The following is a 15,725-nucleotide window of genomic DNA, read 5'->3' as shown; positions in this document are numbered from 1 at the left end:
GCTATTTTTGTTTTCGGGCACTCGCCGCTGCGAAGCATTGATCTACTATCACGGTCATTGGTAGCGTATATCAATCACGAACCGGCACGGCTCGACGCCGTTCGGACGGCTGCGATCCCACTACGAGCAGTCCCGTTCGACGTGTCCGGCCTGTGGACACGAGGACGACGTCGAGTGGCGCCCGACGACCACGGGGCGGCGGATCGAGTTCCGCCACCGGTGTCCGAGTTGTGGGGCCGTCGACCGGTGCGAACTGCGCCTCTAGGTGAGGAAGAAGACCAGTAGACTTGCCGCCATCGCGATCAGGGTAACCGCGACGGCGAGGGCGCCGCCCATCGAGACGACGGCGTTCGCGTGACTCGCGAGCGTCTCGGTGCGGTCGTTGCCGAACACCGTCACGGTCGCGCGCTCGGTCGCCAGCCCCGCCTCGACGGGTTCGAGGTCGTCGACCGCCTCCCCGACGAGTCGTTCGATCAGTCCGACGAACGCCCCGTGGTCGATGGCCGCGCCGACCTGGTTGTCCGCCTCCACCGTGTTGACGATGTGTGTGTCGGTCGTCATGATCTCCGCCACGTCGATCGGTTCGTGGGCAGTGACGGACTCGACGATCCGCTCTCGGAGTCCGGGCACCATGTTGTTGCCGTCGACGAGGACGTACGCGGTGTGTTGGCCCTCGACCTCGACGACGGCCACACGGACGCCGAGCGGCCCGACGCCGTCGAGTGCGTCCCACTCGGTTCGGTCCCACGCCACCCCGAGTCGGATCGGCCCGCGAGGGCTCTCTCCCAGCCGGCGGCCGGCCTGTCGTGCCGCGGTGAGCATGTCGAACGCCCGCTCGCTGCCCGGCGTGACGTGGCCGAGGTCGTCGCCCTCCAAGCCGTCGTTCGAGTTGTGGGCGTCGACGAGCAACACGTCGTCGAGCCCGGTCGTCCGGGCCTCCGACATGACCGAGAGGCCGACGCCGTACTCCACGTCGTCGGCGAACCCCGGCGCGTAGGTGGCGACCAGCAAGGCGTCGTCGCCGAACCCCTGGCCGAGCATCGTCGCCTCGCCCGACTGCGTCCGGACGCTCCGGGTCGCCGTCGTGTCGTAGGTGAGGCGGTCCTGTGCCGCGTCGATAGCGTCGAGGATGGTGTCCACCTCGCGTTCGGTGACGAGGTTGAAGTCGTGGCCGGCGGTGGCGTGGGGCGGGAAGACCAGGCCGTCGGTGTGTTCGGCGACGCGAACCGGGAAGTTCCCGCCGCCGATCTCGCCCATCGGTCCGGGGTGGATCATCGGCAGGACGAACCGCGCCTTCTGCGTGCCGTCGAGACGGCGGAAGGCGAGCACCGTCACCGGGACGACCGCCTCCTCGCCGAGTTTCTCGAAGAAGTCTTCCAACTCCCGTGACCCTTCGGCGACGTGGCCGACGAACCCGCGGATGAAGTCGAGCACCGAGACGCCGAGGCTCTGCTGCCACGGGCGGTCGATCACCCTGATGAAGACGTAGACACCGGCGGCGTAGATGACGCAGGTGACGACGAGCAACCCGAAGTGGTCGGGGCCGATCACCCACAGCTCCGGGGGGGCCTCCGAGGCCCGCGAGAGGTACGGCGTCAGGTAGGCGTCCGTGAGCGGCCCACCCAGTTCCATGAACCGGACGGTGCCGCTGTAGACGAAGAGAAACACGGCGGCGACGACGGTCTGGAGGCTGGCGGGGACGGCGGCGATCAGCAGCGACGACTGGGAGACCGCCATGACGACGAGCAGTCGGAAGGCGAAGATCGAGGCCAGCGCGACCACGAGGGCGTCGTAGACGAACGTCTGTCCGAGCGGCGTGACCAGTGCGATCAGTCCAGCCCCCGTCACGATGACGACGAGGATCAGTTCACAGAGGAGGGCGAGCAGCGACGACCGGTTCGGCGTGAGTTTCCCGCCGACGAAGCGGTCGACGCCGGTGGTCCCGAGCGAGGCGATGACCGTCGGCAGGCCGATGAAGAAGATGCCCTGCCACGCGTCCTGGCCCAGGATGAGCAGGTTGCGAACGGTCGGCGAACTGGTCCCCGAGTCGAAGGCAGCGACGCCGGCCATCGCCGCGATGATCAGCGCGAACCCGAGACTGGCGTACCACCGCGGCGCGGTGAAGATGTACCGCGACAGTCCGGCGAGGTCGGACTGGGTGGTCGTCATCGGTGGATCCGACGCGGCGCGGCGTGGTAAATCCCTCCCCTCGCGTCGACGGGGACGCCCCTCCGTCGACGGCCCGGTCGCGACGACGGACCGACCGGCATCGTCACCGACAGCAGTCGATGAAGTTCTCGAACAGTTCCTCGCCCTCGGCCGTGTGCGCGACCTCGGGGTGCCACTGGACGCCGTACAGTTCCCGATCCGTATCGCTCATCGCCTCGATGTCACAGACGCCGCTCGTCGCCGTCCGGTCGAACCCCGTCGGCAGGGCCGTCACCTCGTCGGCGTGACTCGCCCACACCCGCGTCTCCGGGGCGAGCGACCCCACGACCGGGTCCTCGGCGTCGACGATGTCGACGTCGACGTCGGCGTAGCCGCCGTAGTCGCCCGAGCCGACCGCGCCGTCGAGTTCCGTCGCCATGATCTGCATCCCGAGACAGATGCCGAGGACCGGCACGCCCATCCCCAGATACTCGTCACAGCGCCCGATGCGATCCATGTCCGGCCCGCCCGAGAGGACGAGTCCGTCGACGTCGAGGTCTTCCGGTGGCGTGGTGTTGTCGACAATTTCGGTGTCCACGCCCGCGTCGCGGAGTGCGCGACGCTCCAGGTGCGTGAACTGTCCGTGGTTGTCGACGACGACGATCCGAGTCATTGGCTCCCGGTAGTTCGCAGGCGCGTAAAAGCGGATCGGAAGCGCGGTCGACGCGTCTCAGTCGCGGTCGTCCCGCTCCGCGGCCGTCCGGAAGCCGAACTCCGCCTGCTCCCTGCTCCGGCGCTCCTCGCGCGCCGCCAGCGCCTCGGCGTCGGGGCCGGCGTCGTCGTCAATCCGTGCCCATCCCTCGTGGACCTTCGCGTGACACCACCGACACAGCGCCACCGTGATCTCGTGGGCCGGGTCGCCCTCGTCGCCGCCCCCCGCCGACCCGTAGGAGAGGTGGTGTTCCTCCAGCAGCGGCCGCGCGTCGTCGTGGGCCATCCGGACCTCGTCGAGGCCACAGCGACGGCACTCGCGCCCGTCGGTCGTCGAGCGGTAGTGTGGACAGTCGCGCCACTCGGCGTCCTCGTCGGCGGCGACACACGCGTAGTCCTCGGCGCGGCGCTCGGCCGCGAACGCGGCGTCGTCACCGGCCGACGGCCGGCCCCTCGGGAGACGTTGTTCCCCGTTGTCGCCGGTGCGTTCGAGCGCGAACCGGCAGCATCCGTCCGAGGTCAGGTGATCACACCGCCCCGCGTGGTCGTAGGGGTCGTCGACACCGACGGGCGTGCCCGTGGGCGTCCGCTCCATAGGGATCGTCGGGCCTCCCTCCGGATGAACCTGTCTACGCCTCGTAGCCCGCGTAGTCCATCAACTGAGCGAAGACGTCCGAGTCCATCGCGTCCTCGTAGACGACGGCGTTGACCATCCCACCGGGGTAACTGGTGCCGTTCATCGCGTGGCTCACCTTGTGGCAGTGCATGAGGTAGATGCCCGGGTCGGCGTCGGCCTCGAACTCGATGGTCTTTCGCTCGGCGGGCGACAGGGGCATGACGTCCTGTTCGATCTGCTGGTCTTCCGGGATCTGCGAGCCGTCCTTCTCGACGACCCGGTACCGGTGGTTGTGGACGTGGATCGGGTGTTGCATGTAGCCGTTGTTGCCGAAGTGGACCCTGACGGTGTCACCTTCCGAGACGAGCACCGGCGACCCGTCTTCGGGGTGGAGCGTCCGCGGGGCCACCCGACCGTTCATCGTGAACACGTCGGGGCGGCGGTCCCGGGGACTGTAACTCACGTCCTCGCCGGCCATCTGCCGGTTGAGCCGGGAGTCCCAGTCTTTCACGGTCATGAACAGTTCTTGATCGGCCGGCTCGTACCCCTCGGGGTCGACGCGGAAGAAACCGTACATCCCCATGTCGATGTGCCGGTGGGTCTGGTAGTGGCAGTGGTAGAGGTGGGTGCCCGGTACGTTCGCCGGAATCTCGTAGGTGTGTTCCTCACCGGGCATGACGGTCATCCCCGTCGTGGTCGGGACGCCGTCGTTCTCCCACGTCTTGCGGACGCCGTGGAAGTGGACCGTGTGGGGCATGTTCGCGTCCGTGTTGTCGAGGGTCACCTCGATGTCCTCGCCCTCCGTGGTCCGGATGACGGGGCCCGGGACGCTGGGGGTACGGTCGTCGGCCTGCCAGGCCCACACCCGCGGCAGTTCGACGGGACCACCCATCGCGTCGCCGGGGTGGGCCGGCATCCGCGAGGTGACCGCCCGCAGCGTCACCTGGTTGTTCTGTTCGTTCACGTCGACGATCTGTGGCTTGCCCGATACGGGCAGGTCGCTGCCCCCCTGTTGGGGTGCCGTCCCGGTTCCGGCCCCGGCCCCCTGCCGTTCGGGGTCGCCGTTCGTCGGGGCCGCACACCCCGCGAGACCACCGATCCCCACCGTGCCGGTCGCCTTCACGAACTGTCGGCGCGAGAGACTCGTCCCGGGTGCTCCGATGTTGTCAGTCATAGACGGATAGGCATAGAGGCCCCGAAGGGAAAGCACCCCCGAGAGTTCTCAAATGCTGGAAAAAGTCAGTTTCGAGGCCTGTGATCCAACTTCTCCTCAGCACGGAAACCCCCGTCGCCGAACATGTTCGAACGGGGTGACCGTCGGCCCGTCACCGGCGGTCGCCGTCGTCCACGTCCCGGCGTGCGGTCCGCTCGGCCGCCTCCCGGTCCATCACCTCGCGCTCGTCGTGTTCCGCCCGGACCAGCGCGTAGAGGAGGAGTGAGGCCCCGATACCGACGGCGAAGACGAGGAGGACCACCCCGGCTTCGGCCCCGGCCATTCACCCGAGGAACACGTCGACGATGTCGCTCCCCGCCGATCCCGTGTCACGGTACAGTTCGGAGTAGCCACACGACGTACACGACACCACCCGAAACGAGTTGGTCTGAATGTCGAACATCTTGCTGAGGCCGCCGCCGGTAGTGGATATCTTCCCCACGTCCGTCTCGGTGTGACCACACTTCGGACAGCCACGGTCACCGTCGTGATCCATGTCCGGACGCTCGCCGCCCTCGATCAAAACCCTCTCGGTGGGTCAAATGACCGTTTGGGCGACGCGGTCGCCGGTTCCGCTCGCAGGCGCTACGCGTACTGCTCGTAGATGGTGTCCGCGTCGTCGGCGCTGCGCGACGCGAGATAGCGCATGTCGTCGACGACGTCCTCGAACGCGTCGGCTCGCTCCGGGAACTCGTCCAGCAGTTCGTCGAGTCGGTCCTCGACGTCGCTCAACACCTCGTAGGCGCGGTCTGCCGTGTCGGCGGCCCGGTCCGTCCGGTCGTCGTCGATCTCGTCGCGGGCCCGCTCGACCATTTCGATGCCGTTCCGGATGTCGTCCGCGTCGCCGGCGAGCGTGGAGAGCACCTCGGCCTCGTCGGACAACTGCGACACCTTGTCCTCGTACTCCGACTCGCCGATCACGTCGAGGGCCGTCGCACTCGCGGCGTCCATCTCCTCACGAACGGTTCTCGTCGGGCCGTCGACCTCCTCAGCGGCAGTCTCGGCGGTCTCGATGTCGTTCTCGGCGGCGTCGAGGTCGACGTCGTCCAAGTGGGTGTACGCCTCCGACAGCGCGTCGTGGCCGTCGATGAGCCACGACTGGGCGTCCGTCGCCTGCGTGAGAAACCGCTGCATCGTATCGAGCGACTCGACGGTCGATCGCTGGTCGTCGGTCGTCGCCTCGGCCTCGGCCTCGGCGAGCGAGCGCTGTACCCCGTCCAGCCGCAGGAGGACGTCCCGCGCCCGGAACGACTCGGTGGCGGCCGTCACGGAGAGGAGGTCGTCCGAGACACCGCCGGTGTAGACGTAGACGGCCTCGGTGAGGTGTTCTTGGACGCTCTCGATGCGCTCGGCCGCCACCGACGACGCTTCGGGCTCCGGCGTGGCCGTCGCCGTCGGCGTCTCGGTGGGGTCGGGGGTGGTCGTCGGCGTCGATTCGGCGGTGTCGGTCGCGGTGGGTTCCGGGGTCGACTGGCTCCGCTGGCCGCCGAAACAGCCGGCGACGAAGGGGGTCAGGGCGACGAGGAACGTCCGTCGATCCATGCCCCCGTCTACCGCTCGATTTCAGTAAAACGTATCGATCTTGTCAGACATCCGTACGACGTGTATCGGCCTCATAACGACGTTGAGCGCCTCTGTGCGACGCGCGTCAGACACATATCAGATAGCGATAAAAATCTATAGGTCGGCGTCGCTCCAGACAACGGAACGATGCCCCTCCAGAATTCGTCCGCCGGCCGTCGCGCCGTCGATGGGGTCGGTTCGCGGGCCGTGGCACTCGTGGTCGCGCTGTTCGCCGGCAACGTCGCGTGGAACGTACTGCTCAACACACTCGTCGCCCGCTCCGGGGTGGCGACGACGGTTCGACTCGCCTACGACGCGACACTCCCCCTCTCCGCGACCGGAGCGGCCGTCGGCCTCGCCGTCGCCACCGTCGCCCTCGCCGTCCTCCTCGCGGCGCTCGCTCGAAGTGTCGCCCCCCTCGGTGCCGGTGAGACGCTCGACGAGACGGTCCTCGCCTACGGTCGCGCCGTCGTCGTCGCCGTCGCCGGAACCGTCGCCGCCGGCGTCGGCCTCGCGGTGCTTCTCCTGCCCGGACTGCTCCTCTTTCTCCACCTGCCGCTGGTGTTCGTCGCCGTCGCGACGGACGGCGACTCCATCGGCCGGGCGGTCGGCCGCGCGTGGTCGCGGACCCGCGGTGCGCGCGCCCGGCTCGCCGCCGTCGGTCTCGCTGTCGCCGCCGTCCCCCTCGCTGTCGCGCTAATCGCTCTCTTCACCGACCTGCTCTCGCCGGTCGCCGAACTCGCCGTCGGCGTCGTCGTCACCACCGTCGCCGCCGCGGGGGTCGTCGCCGTCACCGCCCTCGCCGACTCGTTCGACGGCTCCTCGACCGGCGCGTCGGGAACCGACTCGGTTACCCCCACCGGTTCGCGACAGCTCTGACGCCGATGGCACGGGTCGTCCACCGGCGCGGCGACGACCGGCGTGTTCTCGCGACCGACGCGGCCGTCGCCGACTCACTCCTCGGCAAGGCGCGTGGCCTGATGTTCCGCCGCTCCTTTCCCGGCGATGCGCTGGTGTTCCCGTTCGGTGACGCCGGCATCCGCACGCTCCACATGGTCTGTGTGCCATTCGACATCGACGCCGTCTGGATCCTCGACGGCCGCGTCGAACGCGTCGCCCGCCTGTCGGCCTGGACCGGTCTCGGCCGCGGGGCCGCCGACACCGTGATCGAACTCCCCGCCGGTGTCGCCGACGACGTCCACCCCGGCGACGAGGTCCGGGTCGAGGAGGCGTGAACCGCGCTCCCGCCCGGAGATTTAAGCGCGCCCGCTCTCGACCCGGTGTATGGAGATCCGTTCGAGCGAGGACGCCGAGACGGTCGAAGCGGTCCCCGACGTCCACCTCTCGCAGTTGGCGACCGGCGACGAGATGAGCGTTCAGGGGTACACCATCGATCCCGGTGCGACGGTCCCCGAACACAGCCACCCACACGAGCAGGCGGGGGTGGCCACCCGCGGCGAGGCCACCTTCCTGGTCGACGGCGAGGAGCGCGTCGTATCCGCCGGCGACACCTACGTCATCCCGGGCGGCCACGCTCACGCCGTCGAGAACCGGGGCGACGAACCCTTCGAGGGTGTCGACGTGTTCAGCCCGCCCCGGACCGACCCGGACTGGCGGGACTAACCCTCGCGGCGCAGGCGCGTCACGACGAACGACTCGTCGAGTTCGCCGAGGAACTCGCCCAGTCGTGGGCCCTCGGTGTCGTCGAAGAAGAGCCGATAGCCCGCGGCGAAGAAGTCGCCGACTTCGACCTCGTGTTCGCGGGCGGTCTCGTACATCCGGCCCTGAATCTCCTCGCCGTCGTGCCCCTCGACGACGAAGTCCGCGAGGTCGTCGAGGGCGGCCCGCACGTCGGCGTCGAAGTCGGTCTCCGGTAAGTCCGCCTGCAGGCGGTAGTTGTAGGCGTTGTCCATGCGCTCGGCCCAGGTGCGCGCCCGTTCGACCCGCTCCATCACCGCCTCTATCGCCCACTCGGGCGTGTCGTCGTCGACGAAACCCTGGTTGTGCGCCATCCGGACCCGCAACTCGTGGTCGTCGGTCATGCCGAGCACCGCCGCGAACGTGTACGGCAGGCGCACCCGCTCCTCGCGCACCTCGTCGACGACGAAGGGGTAGGCGCGGTCGGCGAGGGGTTTCAGGGCCTCGTCGGTCTCCTCGCCGAAGTACACCCGCTCGAAGCGGTCGAACTCGTCGACGAGCAGATCGATCCGCTCGACGTCGAAGTCCTTCGCGCGCTTCGGGTTGCGGACGAAGAAGTACCGGAGGACCTCGGGTTCCAGCAACGCGAGCACCTCGTCGACGGTGACGACGTTGCCCGCCGACGAGGAGAGCGGGTCGCCGTTGAGCGTGAACCACTCGTAGGTCATGGGGACCGGCGGCTCCGCGTCGAGCACCCGGCGGGCGATCTCCTGTCCGCTGGGCCACGACCCCTCCGCGTGGTCCTTTCCGAAGGGTTCGAAGTCGACGCCGAGGGTCTTCCACTGGGCGGGCCACTCGAAGCGCCAGGGGAGTTTCCCCTCCCGGAGGGTGGCGGTCCCCTCGTGGCCACACCCTTCGATGTGGTCGCCGCCGGCGTCCAGTCCGGAACACCGGTAGTCGACCGTCCCCGCCTCGGTGTCGACACCGCGGACGTCCTGCGTGAGACGGCCACACTCCGAACACTGGGGCATGAAGGGGACGTAGTCCTCGTCGACGCCGTCCTGGTACTCGGCGAGCACCTCGCGGGCGAGGTCGCGCTTCTCCAGAATTTCACGGGTGACCGCCTCGAACTCACCGGCTTCGTACAGGTCGGTGTTCGACACCATCTCGACGGGGACGGAGACTGCCTCGGCGCTGCGAGCCAACAGATCCGTGAAGTGTGCGCCGTAGGAGTCGGTGCCGCCGAACGGGTCCGGGATGTCGGTGTACGGCACCCCCAGATTCCGGCCGAGCGAGCCGGCGTCCACCTCTCCGAGGCCGACGAGGGTCCACTCGTCGTCGGCGAGGGTCCGGGGGACGCTCCGGAGGGCGTCGCGGTCGTCGCTCGTGAACACCTGTCGGACCTCGTGCCCCCGCTCCCGGAGGACGCGGGCGACGAAGTAGCCCCGCATGATCTCGTTGAAGTGACCCAGGTGCGGGACGCCGGAGGGCGAGACACCGCCCTTGATCACGATGGGGTCGTCGGGGTCGCGGGCTTCGACGTCGTCGGCGACGTCGTCGGCCCAGAACGCGTTGTGGTCGTCGGTCATCGGTCCCAGGGGCCCGCGTCGTCGCAGCCGGCCGGGACGACGTCGGTGCCGGAGTGGTCGCCACGGAGGACGGCCGGCGCGATGCGGCCGGGATCGGTGCCGTCGAGGACGACCGTCCGCATCTCCGAGCGCTCGATGAGTTTCGCCGCGAGCAGATCCACGGGCGCGGAGGCCCCTGCGCCCCGGCTCATTGGGGTGATCAGATCGACCAGTTCGGCCCCGGTGAGGCAGTCGTACTGCTCCGCGTCCCCGTCGCCGTTCGGGTCGGCGCTGAACACACCGTCGACGCTCGTGGCGTACACCAACAGGTCGGCGTCGACGTACTCGGCCAAGGCCGCGGCGACGGCGTCGGTGGTCTGTCCGGGCATGACGCCACCCATCACCGGCACGTCGCCCCGGCGCAACGCCTCGCCAGCCGCCTCGTAGTCGTGGGCCGGCGACGGCGCCGACAGGCCGGAGAGCGCCGCGATCAGCAGGCGTGCGTTGATCCGCGTCACGTCGATTCCGATCTGGTCCAACTGTACCTCGTTCGCGCCGAGTTCGCGCGCCGCACCGATGTAGTCACGCGCGACGCCACCGCCACCGACCACCGCGCCGACCTCGCACCCTTCGTCGACGAGGCGCTCGACTGCCGACGCGTGGCCCGCGACGCGGTCGGCGTCGAGGTCCGGCGCGAGGACGCTCCCGCCGATAGAGATCACGACTCGCATTACCCGTCGGTAGCCACGAAACCGGCTTAAGGGTTGTCAAGCGGGTATCGTGCGTGAGCCGTCCGCGTGGCTCCGGTTCACAATCGAGTCACAGTTAAGGATCCGCGCCCGCGTCATCGAGTATGAAGATACTCAACCTCGTCGGTCCGGGTGCCGTCGACCTTGCCGACCGACTCGTCGCTCGACTCGACGGCCGGGTCGCCACCGTGGAGATGCTCCCCGAAACCGCCGCCCACGACACCGACGCTGCCGCTGCCTTCGGGCTCTCGACCGACGGCTCGTGGATCGGGGCGGGCGACGGTCGGAGCCTCGACGACCTGATCGGCTCGCTGACTCCCGCGTACGACCACGCGCTCACGATCGGTTTCGAAGAAGCGCGACTCCCGACGGTCGCTCTCGGGGACGCCGACCCGACCGGCGACGTGGTCGCCACCGCCCCCACCGCCGACGCCGCCGACGTCGACGGAATTCTCGGGGCCATCGACACGCTCGAACCGCACGTGACGCTCGAATCCCTCGTCGCCCGTGCGAAGGCGTCGCCACGCGCCGACCGTGCCGGGGCCATCGCCACGTTCACCGGCCGCGTCCGGGCGAAAGACGCCGAGGACGACGATCCGACCACGCACCTGGAGTTCGAGAAGTACGAAGGGGTCGCCGCCGACCGCATGGCGGCGATTCGGACGGAACTCGAGGCCCGCGACGGAGTCTTCGAGGTGTTGATGCACCACCGAACCGGCGTCATTCCCGACGGCGAGGATATCGTCTTCGTGGTTGTCCTCGCGGGTCACCGCACCGAAGCGTTCCGTACCGTCGAGGACGGCATCAACCGCTTGAAAGACGAGGTGCCGATCTTCAAGAAGGAGTCCACGACCGACGAAGAGTTCTGGATTCACGAGCAGTCCTGAGCGGCGATCCGACGGAGTCACCGGCTCGATCGGAGTTATATATTCAATACAGCTGACGATGAATAGATAACTCAAATCGTTTTATAAAATGTCTCGCGGCTTCGTGAAACGTCCTAAACGTTTTCCGAAAACGGGTAAATCGTTAAAATCGCTCGAACTACACCGAACGTTCCTCCCTTTATAACATCCCCCGACCCGTACGGAGAGTCGAGGCGACAACAAATGAGCGCAACCGCAGAACCCTCCACCGACGCCGACGATAGCACGCCCAAAGAGGAGCGACTCAAGGAGTACCTGCTCTCGAAGGCCCAAGACGGCGAACACTACTTCAAGAGCAAGTTCATCGCCGACGAAGTCGACCTCTCGCCCAAGGAGATCGGCGCGCTGATGGTCAAGCTCCGCGACTCGGCGTCGGACCTCTCGGTCGAGAAGTGGTCGTACACGAGTGCGACCACCTGGCGTATCGAACCGGCCTGATACCTCGGTATCCGCGACCGCCCGCTTCCCCGCATTCCCCCGCGGGTCCCCGCCCGCTGTCACGGGTTTTATACCGCTGAGCGATCTACCGAACGGTAATGGACGGAGCCGACGGACCACCGTCCGACGCGCTCGAAACGGTGTTTTACGTCCGTGAAACCGAACACGACGGTGACCGCATCCGCTACTACGGCGAGCCACTGGTCCCCAAGCGTTCGCTCATCGGCGAACTTCGAGGGCCGTTTCGTCGGTCCGGTTACCGCCTCGACCTCGAAACGGGTCGCGAACCGTACGAGACGGCGGTCGTCGCGACGCCGGCCGACGGTCGCATCGACGGCGTTCCGTGGCTGAATCTCGTCCTGTTCGTCGCCACGGTGGTCTCGACGCTCCTCGTCGGCGCAGTCGCGTGGTACTACATCCCTCCGGCCGACATCGCGTCGAACCCCCTGCTCGCACTGCGGGCGTGGCCCTTTACCGCCGCCGTCCTCGGCGTGTTGACGACCCACGAACTCGGCCACTACCTCCTCGGCCGCTACCACGGAGTCGACGTCTCCTTACCCTACCTCATCCCCTTCGTCGTCCCCTTCGGGACGCTCGGGGCGGTCATCCGCATGCGCGGTCGGATGCCCGACCGCAAGACGCTGTTCGACATCGGGGTCGCCGGCCCACTCGCCGGGCTCGTCGCCACCGTCGTCGTGACGGCCGTCGGGCTCTCGCTGGAGCCGATGACCGTGCCCGCGAGCGTCGTCGACGCCTCGGGACAGGTCATCATCTTCAACGATCCACCCCTGCTCGATCTGATCGCGACGGCGCTCGGCCAGCCGACGGAGTACGCGGATCCAACCCGGACCGTCCACCCCGTCGTCATCGGCGGCTGGGTCGGGATGTTCTTCACCGTCCTCAACCTGCTCCCGGTCGGGCAACTCGACGGTGGACACATGGTTCGTGCGATGCTCGGCCGACGCCAAGAGACGCTCGCGTCGCTCGTCCCCCTCGCGCTGTTCGGCCTCGCGGCCTACCTCTACTACGTCCGGGACCTCGGGTTCAACGAATCAGTCGGCCTGTGGGCCGTCTGGGGGCTGTTCGCCACCGTCATCGCGTACAACGGGCCCGCGGACCCCGCGGACGAGACGCCCCTAGGCTGGAAGCGACAGGCGCTCGGCCTCGTCACCTTCGGCCTCGGCGCGCTCTGTTTCCTGCTGGTTCCGATCCAGTTGCTGGGTTAGTGGGTGTACCCCCGGTCCGGCAGCGGGTCGCCGTCGACGACGACTGTGTTCTCGGTCACGGTCCCGATGCGAGTGATCGGAGTCGACACCGCCGTCCTGACCGTCCGTAGTGCCGCTTCCGGCAGCGTGAACACGAGTTCGAAGTCCTCGCCGAAGAAGGCCGCCAAGTCCCGTCGGTCGGCGGCGTCGACGGCGACGGCGTCGACGACCCGGTCGACGGGGAGGCGATCCCACTCGACGCTGAACCCACAGTCGCTCGCGGCTGCGAGTTGGTGGAGCGACCGGGCGAGACCGTCCGAGGAGTCCATCATCGCGGTGGCGACGCCCGCGAGTTCGCGCCCCGCCGCCACCCGCGGTTCGAACCGAAAGAGGTCGTTGCCGCGCTCGGCGTCCCCGCGCTCGAACGCACGGAGCGCGGCCCCGCTCCGTCCGAGTGTGCCCGTCACGCAGACTGCCTCGCCGGGGGCCGCGCCGTCCCGGTACACCGGATCGTCGACCCGCCCCACGACCGTCCCGGCGACGGTAAACTCGTCGTGATCGTCGAGGTCGCCGCCGACGTACCGCGCGTCGACCAGTTCGCAGACGTCGACGGCACCCTCGACGAACGACCGGATCGCGTCCCGGTCGAACGCCGGGGCACCGTAGGCGGCGACCCCGGCGACCGGCCGGCCGCCCATCGCCGCCACGTCCGACAGCGACGCGCCGAGCACCCGCCAGCCGGCCGTGTACCGGGTCGTCCCCGCGGGGAAGTCCGTCCGGTCGTGGAGCATGTCGGTCGTCACGACCAGCCCGTCGATCACCGCGGCGTCGTCGCCGGCCCCCTCGACCCGCTCGGCGACCACCCCCAGCGCGCTCCGTTCGTCCATGGCCGTCGGTTCGCGGAGGCGACGGAAAAACGGTGCCGATCCGGTGGGTTAATGCGTCGGCTTGCCCTCCCGACGGACATGGCCGCCGGCAGACTTCGAGCCACGATCCTCGGGTTCGCCGGGGTAGCCGTCGTCTTCGCGGTCCTGTTCTCGGTCGCGGGCGTCGACGCGCTCCTCGCCCGCCTCGCCGCCGCGGACCGCCCGCTCGTCGCGCTCGTCGCGCTCGTCACCCTCTGCTGGCTCGCGGCGTGGGGCGTGTCGCTCTGGGTCGTCCTCGACGCGCTGGGGGTGCCGGCGTCGGTCCCCGACGCCCTCCTGATCTTCGCCGGCGCGATGTTCGCGAACAACGTCACGCCGTTCGGGCAGGCGGGCGGCGAACCCATCACCGCCCTGTTGATATCGCGGATCACCGACACCGAGTACGAGACGGGGTTGGCCGCCATCGCCAGCGTCGACACGCTGAACTTCGTCCCCTCGATCACGATCGCCGTCGTCGGCGTCGGCTACTACGTCACCGAGACGGCCTTCGGGACGAGCCAGCGACTCGAACTCGCCCTGGCCGCGGTGGTCGGCCTCGCCGTCGGCGTCCCCGCGCTTGGCTACCTCGCCTGGACCCGTCGCTACCGCCTCGAAACCCGGGTCGTCGGCGTCGTGACCACCGTCGCCCGACGGGTCGCCGGCCGTCTCCCGCGGGTCCCGACGCCGACCGCCGAGGGGATCGAGCGCCGCATCGACGGCTTCTTCCGCGCCATCGAGCGCGTCGCCGATCACCCCCGACGGCTGGCGCTCGCGCTCGCACTCTCGGCGGCCGGCTGGCTCTTCCAGATGCTCGCGCTGTGGCTCGCCTTTCGCGCCATCGGCACGCCGATTCCGCTGTCGGTCGCGCTCTTCGTCGTCCCCATCGGGGCCATCGCGGGCGTGACGCCCCTACCCGGCGGTGCCGGCGGCATCGAGAGCGTCCTCGTCGTCCTGCTCGTCGCCGCGCCCCTCGCCGGCGTCACCGAGCCCGTCGCCCTCGCCGCCGTCGTCGTCTTCCGCGGCATGGTGTACTGGCTCCCGACGATCATCGGGGGCGTCGTCGCCGCCGTCGTCGGCTTCCGGGCGCGCGCCTGGAGCGTCTGAGCCGGCGTCGACGATACGATGGGTTTAAACGCCGTCCGACGGAACCCTGAGCCAATGGTAACCCTCTACGACGTCCCGGCGGACGAGCTCATCGACGAGCTCGCCGACCGGCTCGAGGACCGCGTCGACGACCCCGAGTGGGCGAACTACGCCAAGACCGGCTCCAGCAAGGAGCTCCCTCCCCAGCAGGACGACTTCTGGGCGGTTCGCGCGGCCAGCCTCCTGCGGAAAGTCGCCGTCGACGGCCCCGTCGGGGTCGACCGCCTCTCGACGGCGTACGGCGACCGCAAACAGGGCTCGACCCGCTACCGCGTCGCTGCCACGCACACCGAGGCCGGCAGCAAGAACATCATCCGGACGATCCTCCAGCAACTCGAAGACGAGGACCTCGTCTCGACCGCGCAGGGCGAGGGTCGCGTCGCCACGCCGGAGGGCCGGAGCCTCCTCGATCAGGTGGCCAACGACGTGCTCGACGACCTCGACCGGCCGGACCTCGAGAAGTACGCGTAGACCGAGCCAGACGGGGACGACCACCTCGGCCTCCGAAATCGTTTTCACCGCTTCGACGGAACGGGTACGTATGAGTGGCAACCCCGACGACGAACGGATCGAAGAGCTTCGCCAGCAGAAGATGGAGGAACTGAAAGAGCAGGCCCAAGAGGGCGGTGCCGGCGGCCGTGGCGAGGGCCAGGAGGCCGCGCGCCAGCAGGCCGAGGCCCAGAAGGAGGCCCTCCTGAAACAACACCTCACCGACGGCGCGCGCCAGCGGCTCAACGCCGTCCAGATGTCGAAACCGCAGGTCGCCGACCAGGTCGAACAGCAGGTCGTCGCGCTCGCCCGAAGCGGCCGTATCCAGGACCGCATCGACGAGGACCAGATGCGGAAGCTGCTGAAGGAGCTCACCCCCGACAACAGCTTCGACATCCAGCGACGCTGAGACG

General features: G+C 68.8%; 20 protein-coding genes. 10 read left to right on the top strand and 10 right to left on the bottom strand.

What is annotated here, in order from left to right:
- Positions 1-67: 67 nt before the first annotated feature.
- A complete protein-coding gene (locus NBT81_RS04050) occupies positions 68-265 on the top strand; it encodes an HVO_0649 family zinc finger protein (RefSeq protein WP_338742489.1) in 198 nt (65 codons plus the stop codon).
- Here NBT81_RS04050 and NBT81_RS04045 read toward each other — a convergent pair.
- The 7 genes from NBT81_RS04045 to NBT81_RS04015 form a co-directional block, all read right to left on the bottom strand.
- Positions 262-2,169, bottom strand: coding sequence for a DUF2070 family protein (locus NBT81_RS04045; protein WP_338741243.1), 1,908 nt, complete (start codon positions 2,167-2,169; stop codon positions 262-264). The two genes, NBT81_RS04050 and NBT81_RS04045, sit on opposite strands and share 4 nt — an antisense overlap.
- Before the next feature lie 103 nt (positions 2,170-2,272).
- Positions 2,273-2,821: a GMP synthase subunit A gene (locus NBT81_RS04040; RefSeq protein ID WP_338741241.1), complete on the bottom strand. Its 549-nt coding sequence runs from the start codon at positions 2,819-2,821 to the stop codon at positions 2,273-2,275.
- Between the two features lie 57 nt (positions 2,822-2,878).
- Positions 2,879-3,454 carry a DUF7097 family protein gene (locus NBT81_RS04035; protein ID WP_338741239.1) on the bottom strand — a complete coding sequence of 192 codons (576 nt, stop codon included), beginning with the start codon at positions 3,452-3,454 and terminating at the stop codon, positions 2,879-2,881.
- 34 nt (positions 3,455-3,488) lie between these two features.
- On the bottom strand, positions 3,489-4,649 hold the full coding sequence (locus NBT81_RS04030) for a multicopper oxidase domain-containing protein (RefSeq protein ID WP_338741238.1): 1,161 nt from the start codon (positions 4,647-4,649) through the stop codon (positions 3,489-3,491).
- 151 nt (positions 4,650-4,800) lie between these two features.
- Complete coding sequence (locus NBT81_RS04025) at positions 4,801-4,971, bottom strand: hypothetical protein (RefSeq protein ID WP_338741236.1); 171 nt, start codon at positions 4,969-4,971, stop codon at positions 4,801-4,803.
- Positions 4,972-5,184: a zinc ribbon domain-containing protein gene (locus tag NBT81_RS04020; RefSeq protein ID WP_338741234.1), complete on the bottom strand. Its 213-nt coding sequence runs from the start codon at positions 5,182-5,184 to the stop codon at positions 4,972-4,974.
- A gap of 89 nt (positions 5,185-5,273) precedes the next feature.
- Positions 5,274-6,230 (bottom strand): hypothetical protein, encoded by a 957-nt coding sequence (locus tag NBT81_RS04015; RefSeq protein WP_338741233.1) that lies wholly within the window; start codon positions 6,228-6,230, stop codon positions 5,274-5,276.
- Positions 6,231-6,398: 168 nt separating this feature from the next.
- On the opposite strand from NBT81_RS04015, the gene NBT81_RS04010 reads away from it, so the two are divergent.
- Genes NBT81_RS04010 through NBT81_RS04000 form a run of 3 tightly spaced genes read left to right on the top strand, consistent with a single transcriptional unit; the run spans position 6,399 to position 7,874 of the window.
- Positions 6,399-7,130, top strand: a complete 732-nt coding sequence (locus NBT81_RS04010; RefSeq protein WP_338741232.1) for a hypothetical protein — start codon at positions 6,399-6,401, stop codon at positions 7,128-7,130.
- 5 nt (positions 7,131-7,135) lie between these two features.
- A complete protein-coding gene (locus tag NBT81_RS04005) occupies positions 7,136-7,486 on the top strand; it encodes a DUF192 domain-containing protein (RefSeq protein WP_338741231.1) in 351 nt (116 codons plus the stop codon).
- A 49-nt stretch (positions 7,487-7,535) separates the two neighbouring features.
- The gene (locus NBT81_RS04000; RefSeq protein ID WP_338741230.1) at positions 7,536-7,874 is read left to right on the top strand and encodes a cupin domain-containing protein; all 339 of its coding nucleotides are present in this window, start codon (positions 7,536-7,538) and stop codon (positions 7,872-7,874) included.
- Here NBT81_RS04000 and lysS read toward each other — a convergent pair.
- Positions 7,871-9,478 carry a lysine--tRNA ligase gene (lysS, locus tag NBT81_RS03995; RefSeq protein ID WP_338741228.1) on the bottom strand — a complete coding sequence of 536 codons (1,608 nt, stop codon included), beginning with the start codon at positions 9,476-9,478 and terminating at the stop codon, positions 7,871-7,873. The two genes, NBT81_RS04000 and lysS, sit on opposite strands and share 4 nt — an antisense overlap.
- The gene (gene pyrH / locus NBT81_RS03990) at positions 9,475-10,188 is read right to left on the bottom strand and encodes a UMP kinase (protein WP_338741226.1); all 714 of its coding nucleotides are present in this window, start codon (positions 10,186-10,188) and stop codon (positions 9,475-9,477) included. The genes lysS and pyrH overlap by 4 nt, the downstream gene beginning before the upstream one ends.
- Positions 10,189-10,310: 122 nt before the next feature.
- Between pyrH and NBT81_RS03985 the strand changes: the two genes are divergently transcribed.
- From NBT81_RS03985 to NBT81_RS03975, 3 genes are all read left to right on the top strand, one after another.
- Positions 10,311-11,093 (top strand): molybdopterin synthase, encoded by a 783-nt coding sequence (locus NBT81_RS03985; RefSeq protein ID WP_338741225.1) that lies wholly within the window; start codon positions 10,311-10,313, stop codon positions 11,091-11,093.
- 222 nt (positions 11,094-11,315) lie between these two features.
- Positions 11,316-11,570, top strand: a complete 255-nt coding sequence (locus tag NBT81_RS03980) for a DUF7123 family protein (RefSeq protein ID WP_338741224.1) — start codon at positions 11,316-11,318, stop codon at positions 11,568-11,570.
- 98 nt (positions 11,571-11,668) lie between these two features.
- Positions 11,669-12,796 carry a site-2 protease family protein gene (locus NBT81_RS03975; RefSeq protein WP_338741223.1) on the top strand — a complete coding sequence of 376 codons (1,128 nt, stop codon included), beginning with the start codon at positions 11,669-11,671 and terminating at the stop codon, positions 12,794-12,796.
- Here the strand turns inward: NBT81_RS03975 and thiL are convergent.
- Positions 12,793-13,662, bottom strand: a complete 870-nt coding sequence (gene thiL / locus NBT81_RS03970; RefSeq protein WP_338741222.1) for a thiamine-phosphate kinase — start codon at positions 13,660-13,662, stop codon at positions 12,793-12,795. The genes NBT81_RS03975 and thiL overlap by 4 nt on opposite strands.
- 78 nt (positions 13,663-13,740) lie before the next feature.
- Between thiL and NBT81_RS03965 the strand changes: the two genes are divergently transcribed.
- The 3 genes from NBT81_RS03965 (at position 13,741) to NBT81_RS03955 (ending at position 15,721) form a co-directional block, all read left to right on the top strand.
- Positions 13,741-14,784, top strand: a complete 1,044-nt coding sequence (locus NBT81_RS03965; protein WP_338742487.1) for a lysylphosphatidylglycerol synthase transmembrane domain-containing protein — start codon at positions 13,741-13,743, stop codon at positions 14,782-14,784.
- Positions 14,785-14,838: 54 nt separating this feature from the next.
- Positions 14,839-15,294 (top strand): 30S ribosomal protein S19e, encoded by a 456-nt coding sequence (locus NBT81_RS03960; RefSeq protein ID WP_338741221.1) that lies wholly within the window; start codon positions 14,839-14,841, stop codon positions 15,292-15,294.
- 70 nt (positions 15,295-15,364) lie between these two features.
- Positions 15,365-15,721 (top strand): DNA-binding protein, encoded by a 357-nt coding sequence (locus NBT81_RS03955; RefSeq protein ID WP_338741220.1) that lies wholly within the window; start codon positions 15,365-15,367, stop codon positions 15,719-15,721.
- The last annotated feature ends 4 nt before the right edge of the window (positions 15,722-15,725 follow it).

The sequence above is a fragment of the Haloplanus sp. CK5-1 genome (assembly GCF_037201915.1).
Lineage (GTDB): Archaea > Halobacteriota > Halobacteria > Halobacteriales > Haloferacaceae > Haloplanus > Haloplanus salilacus.
Note: the sequence above shows the minus strand (reverse complement) of the source record. Positions and strands in the feature narration are given on the sequence as shown.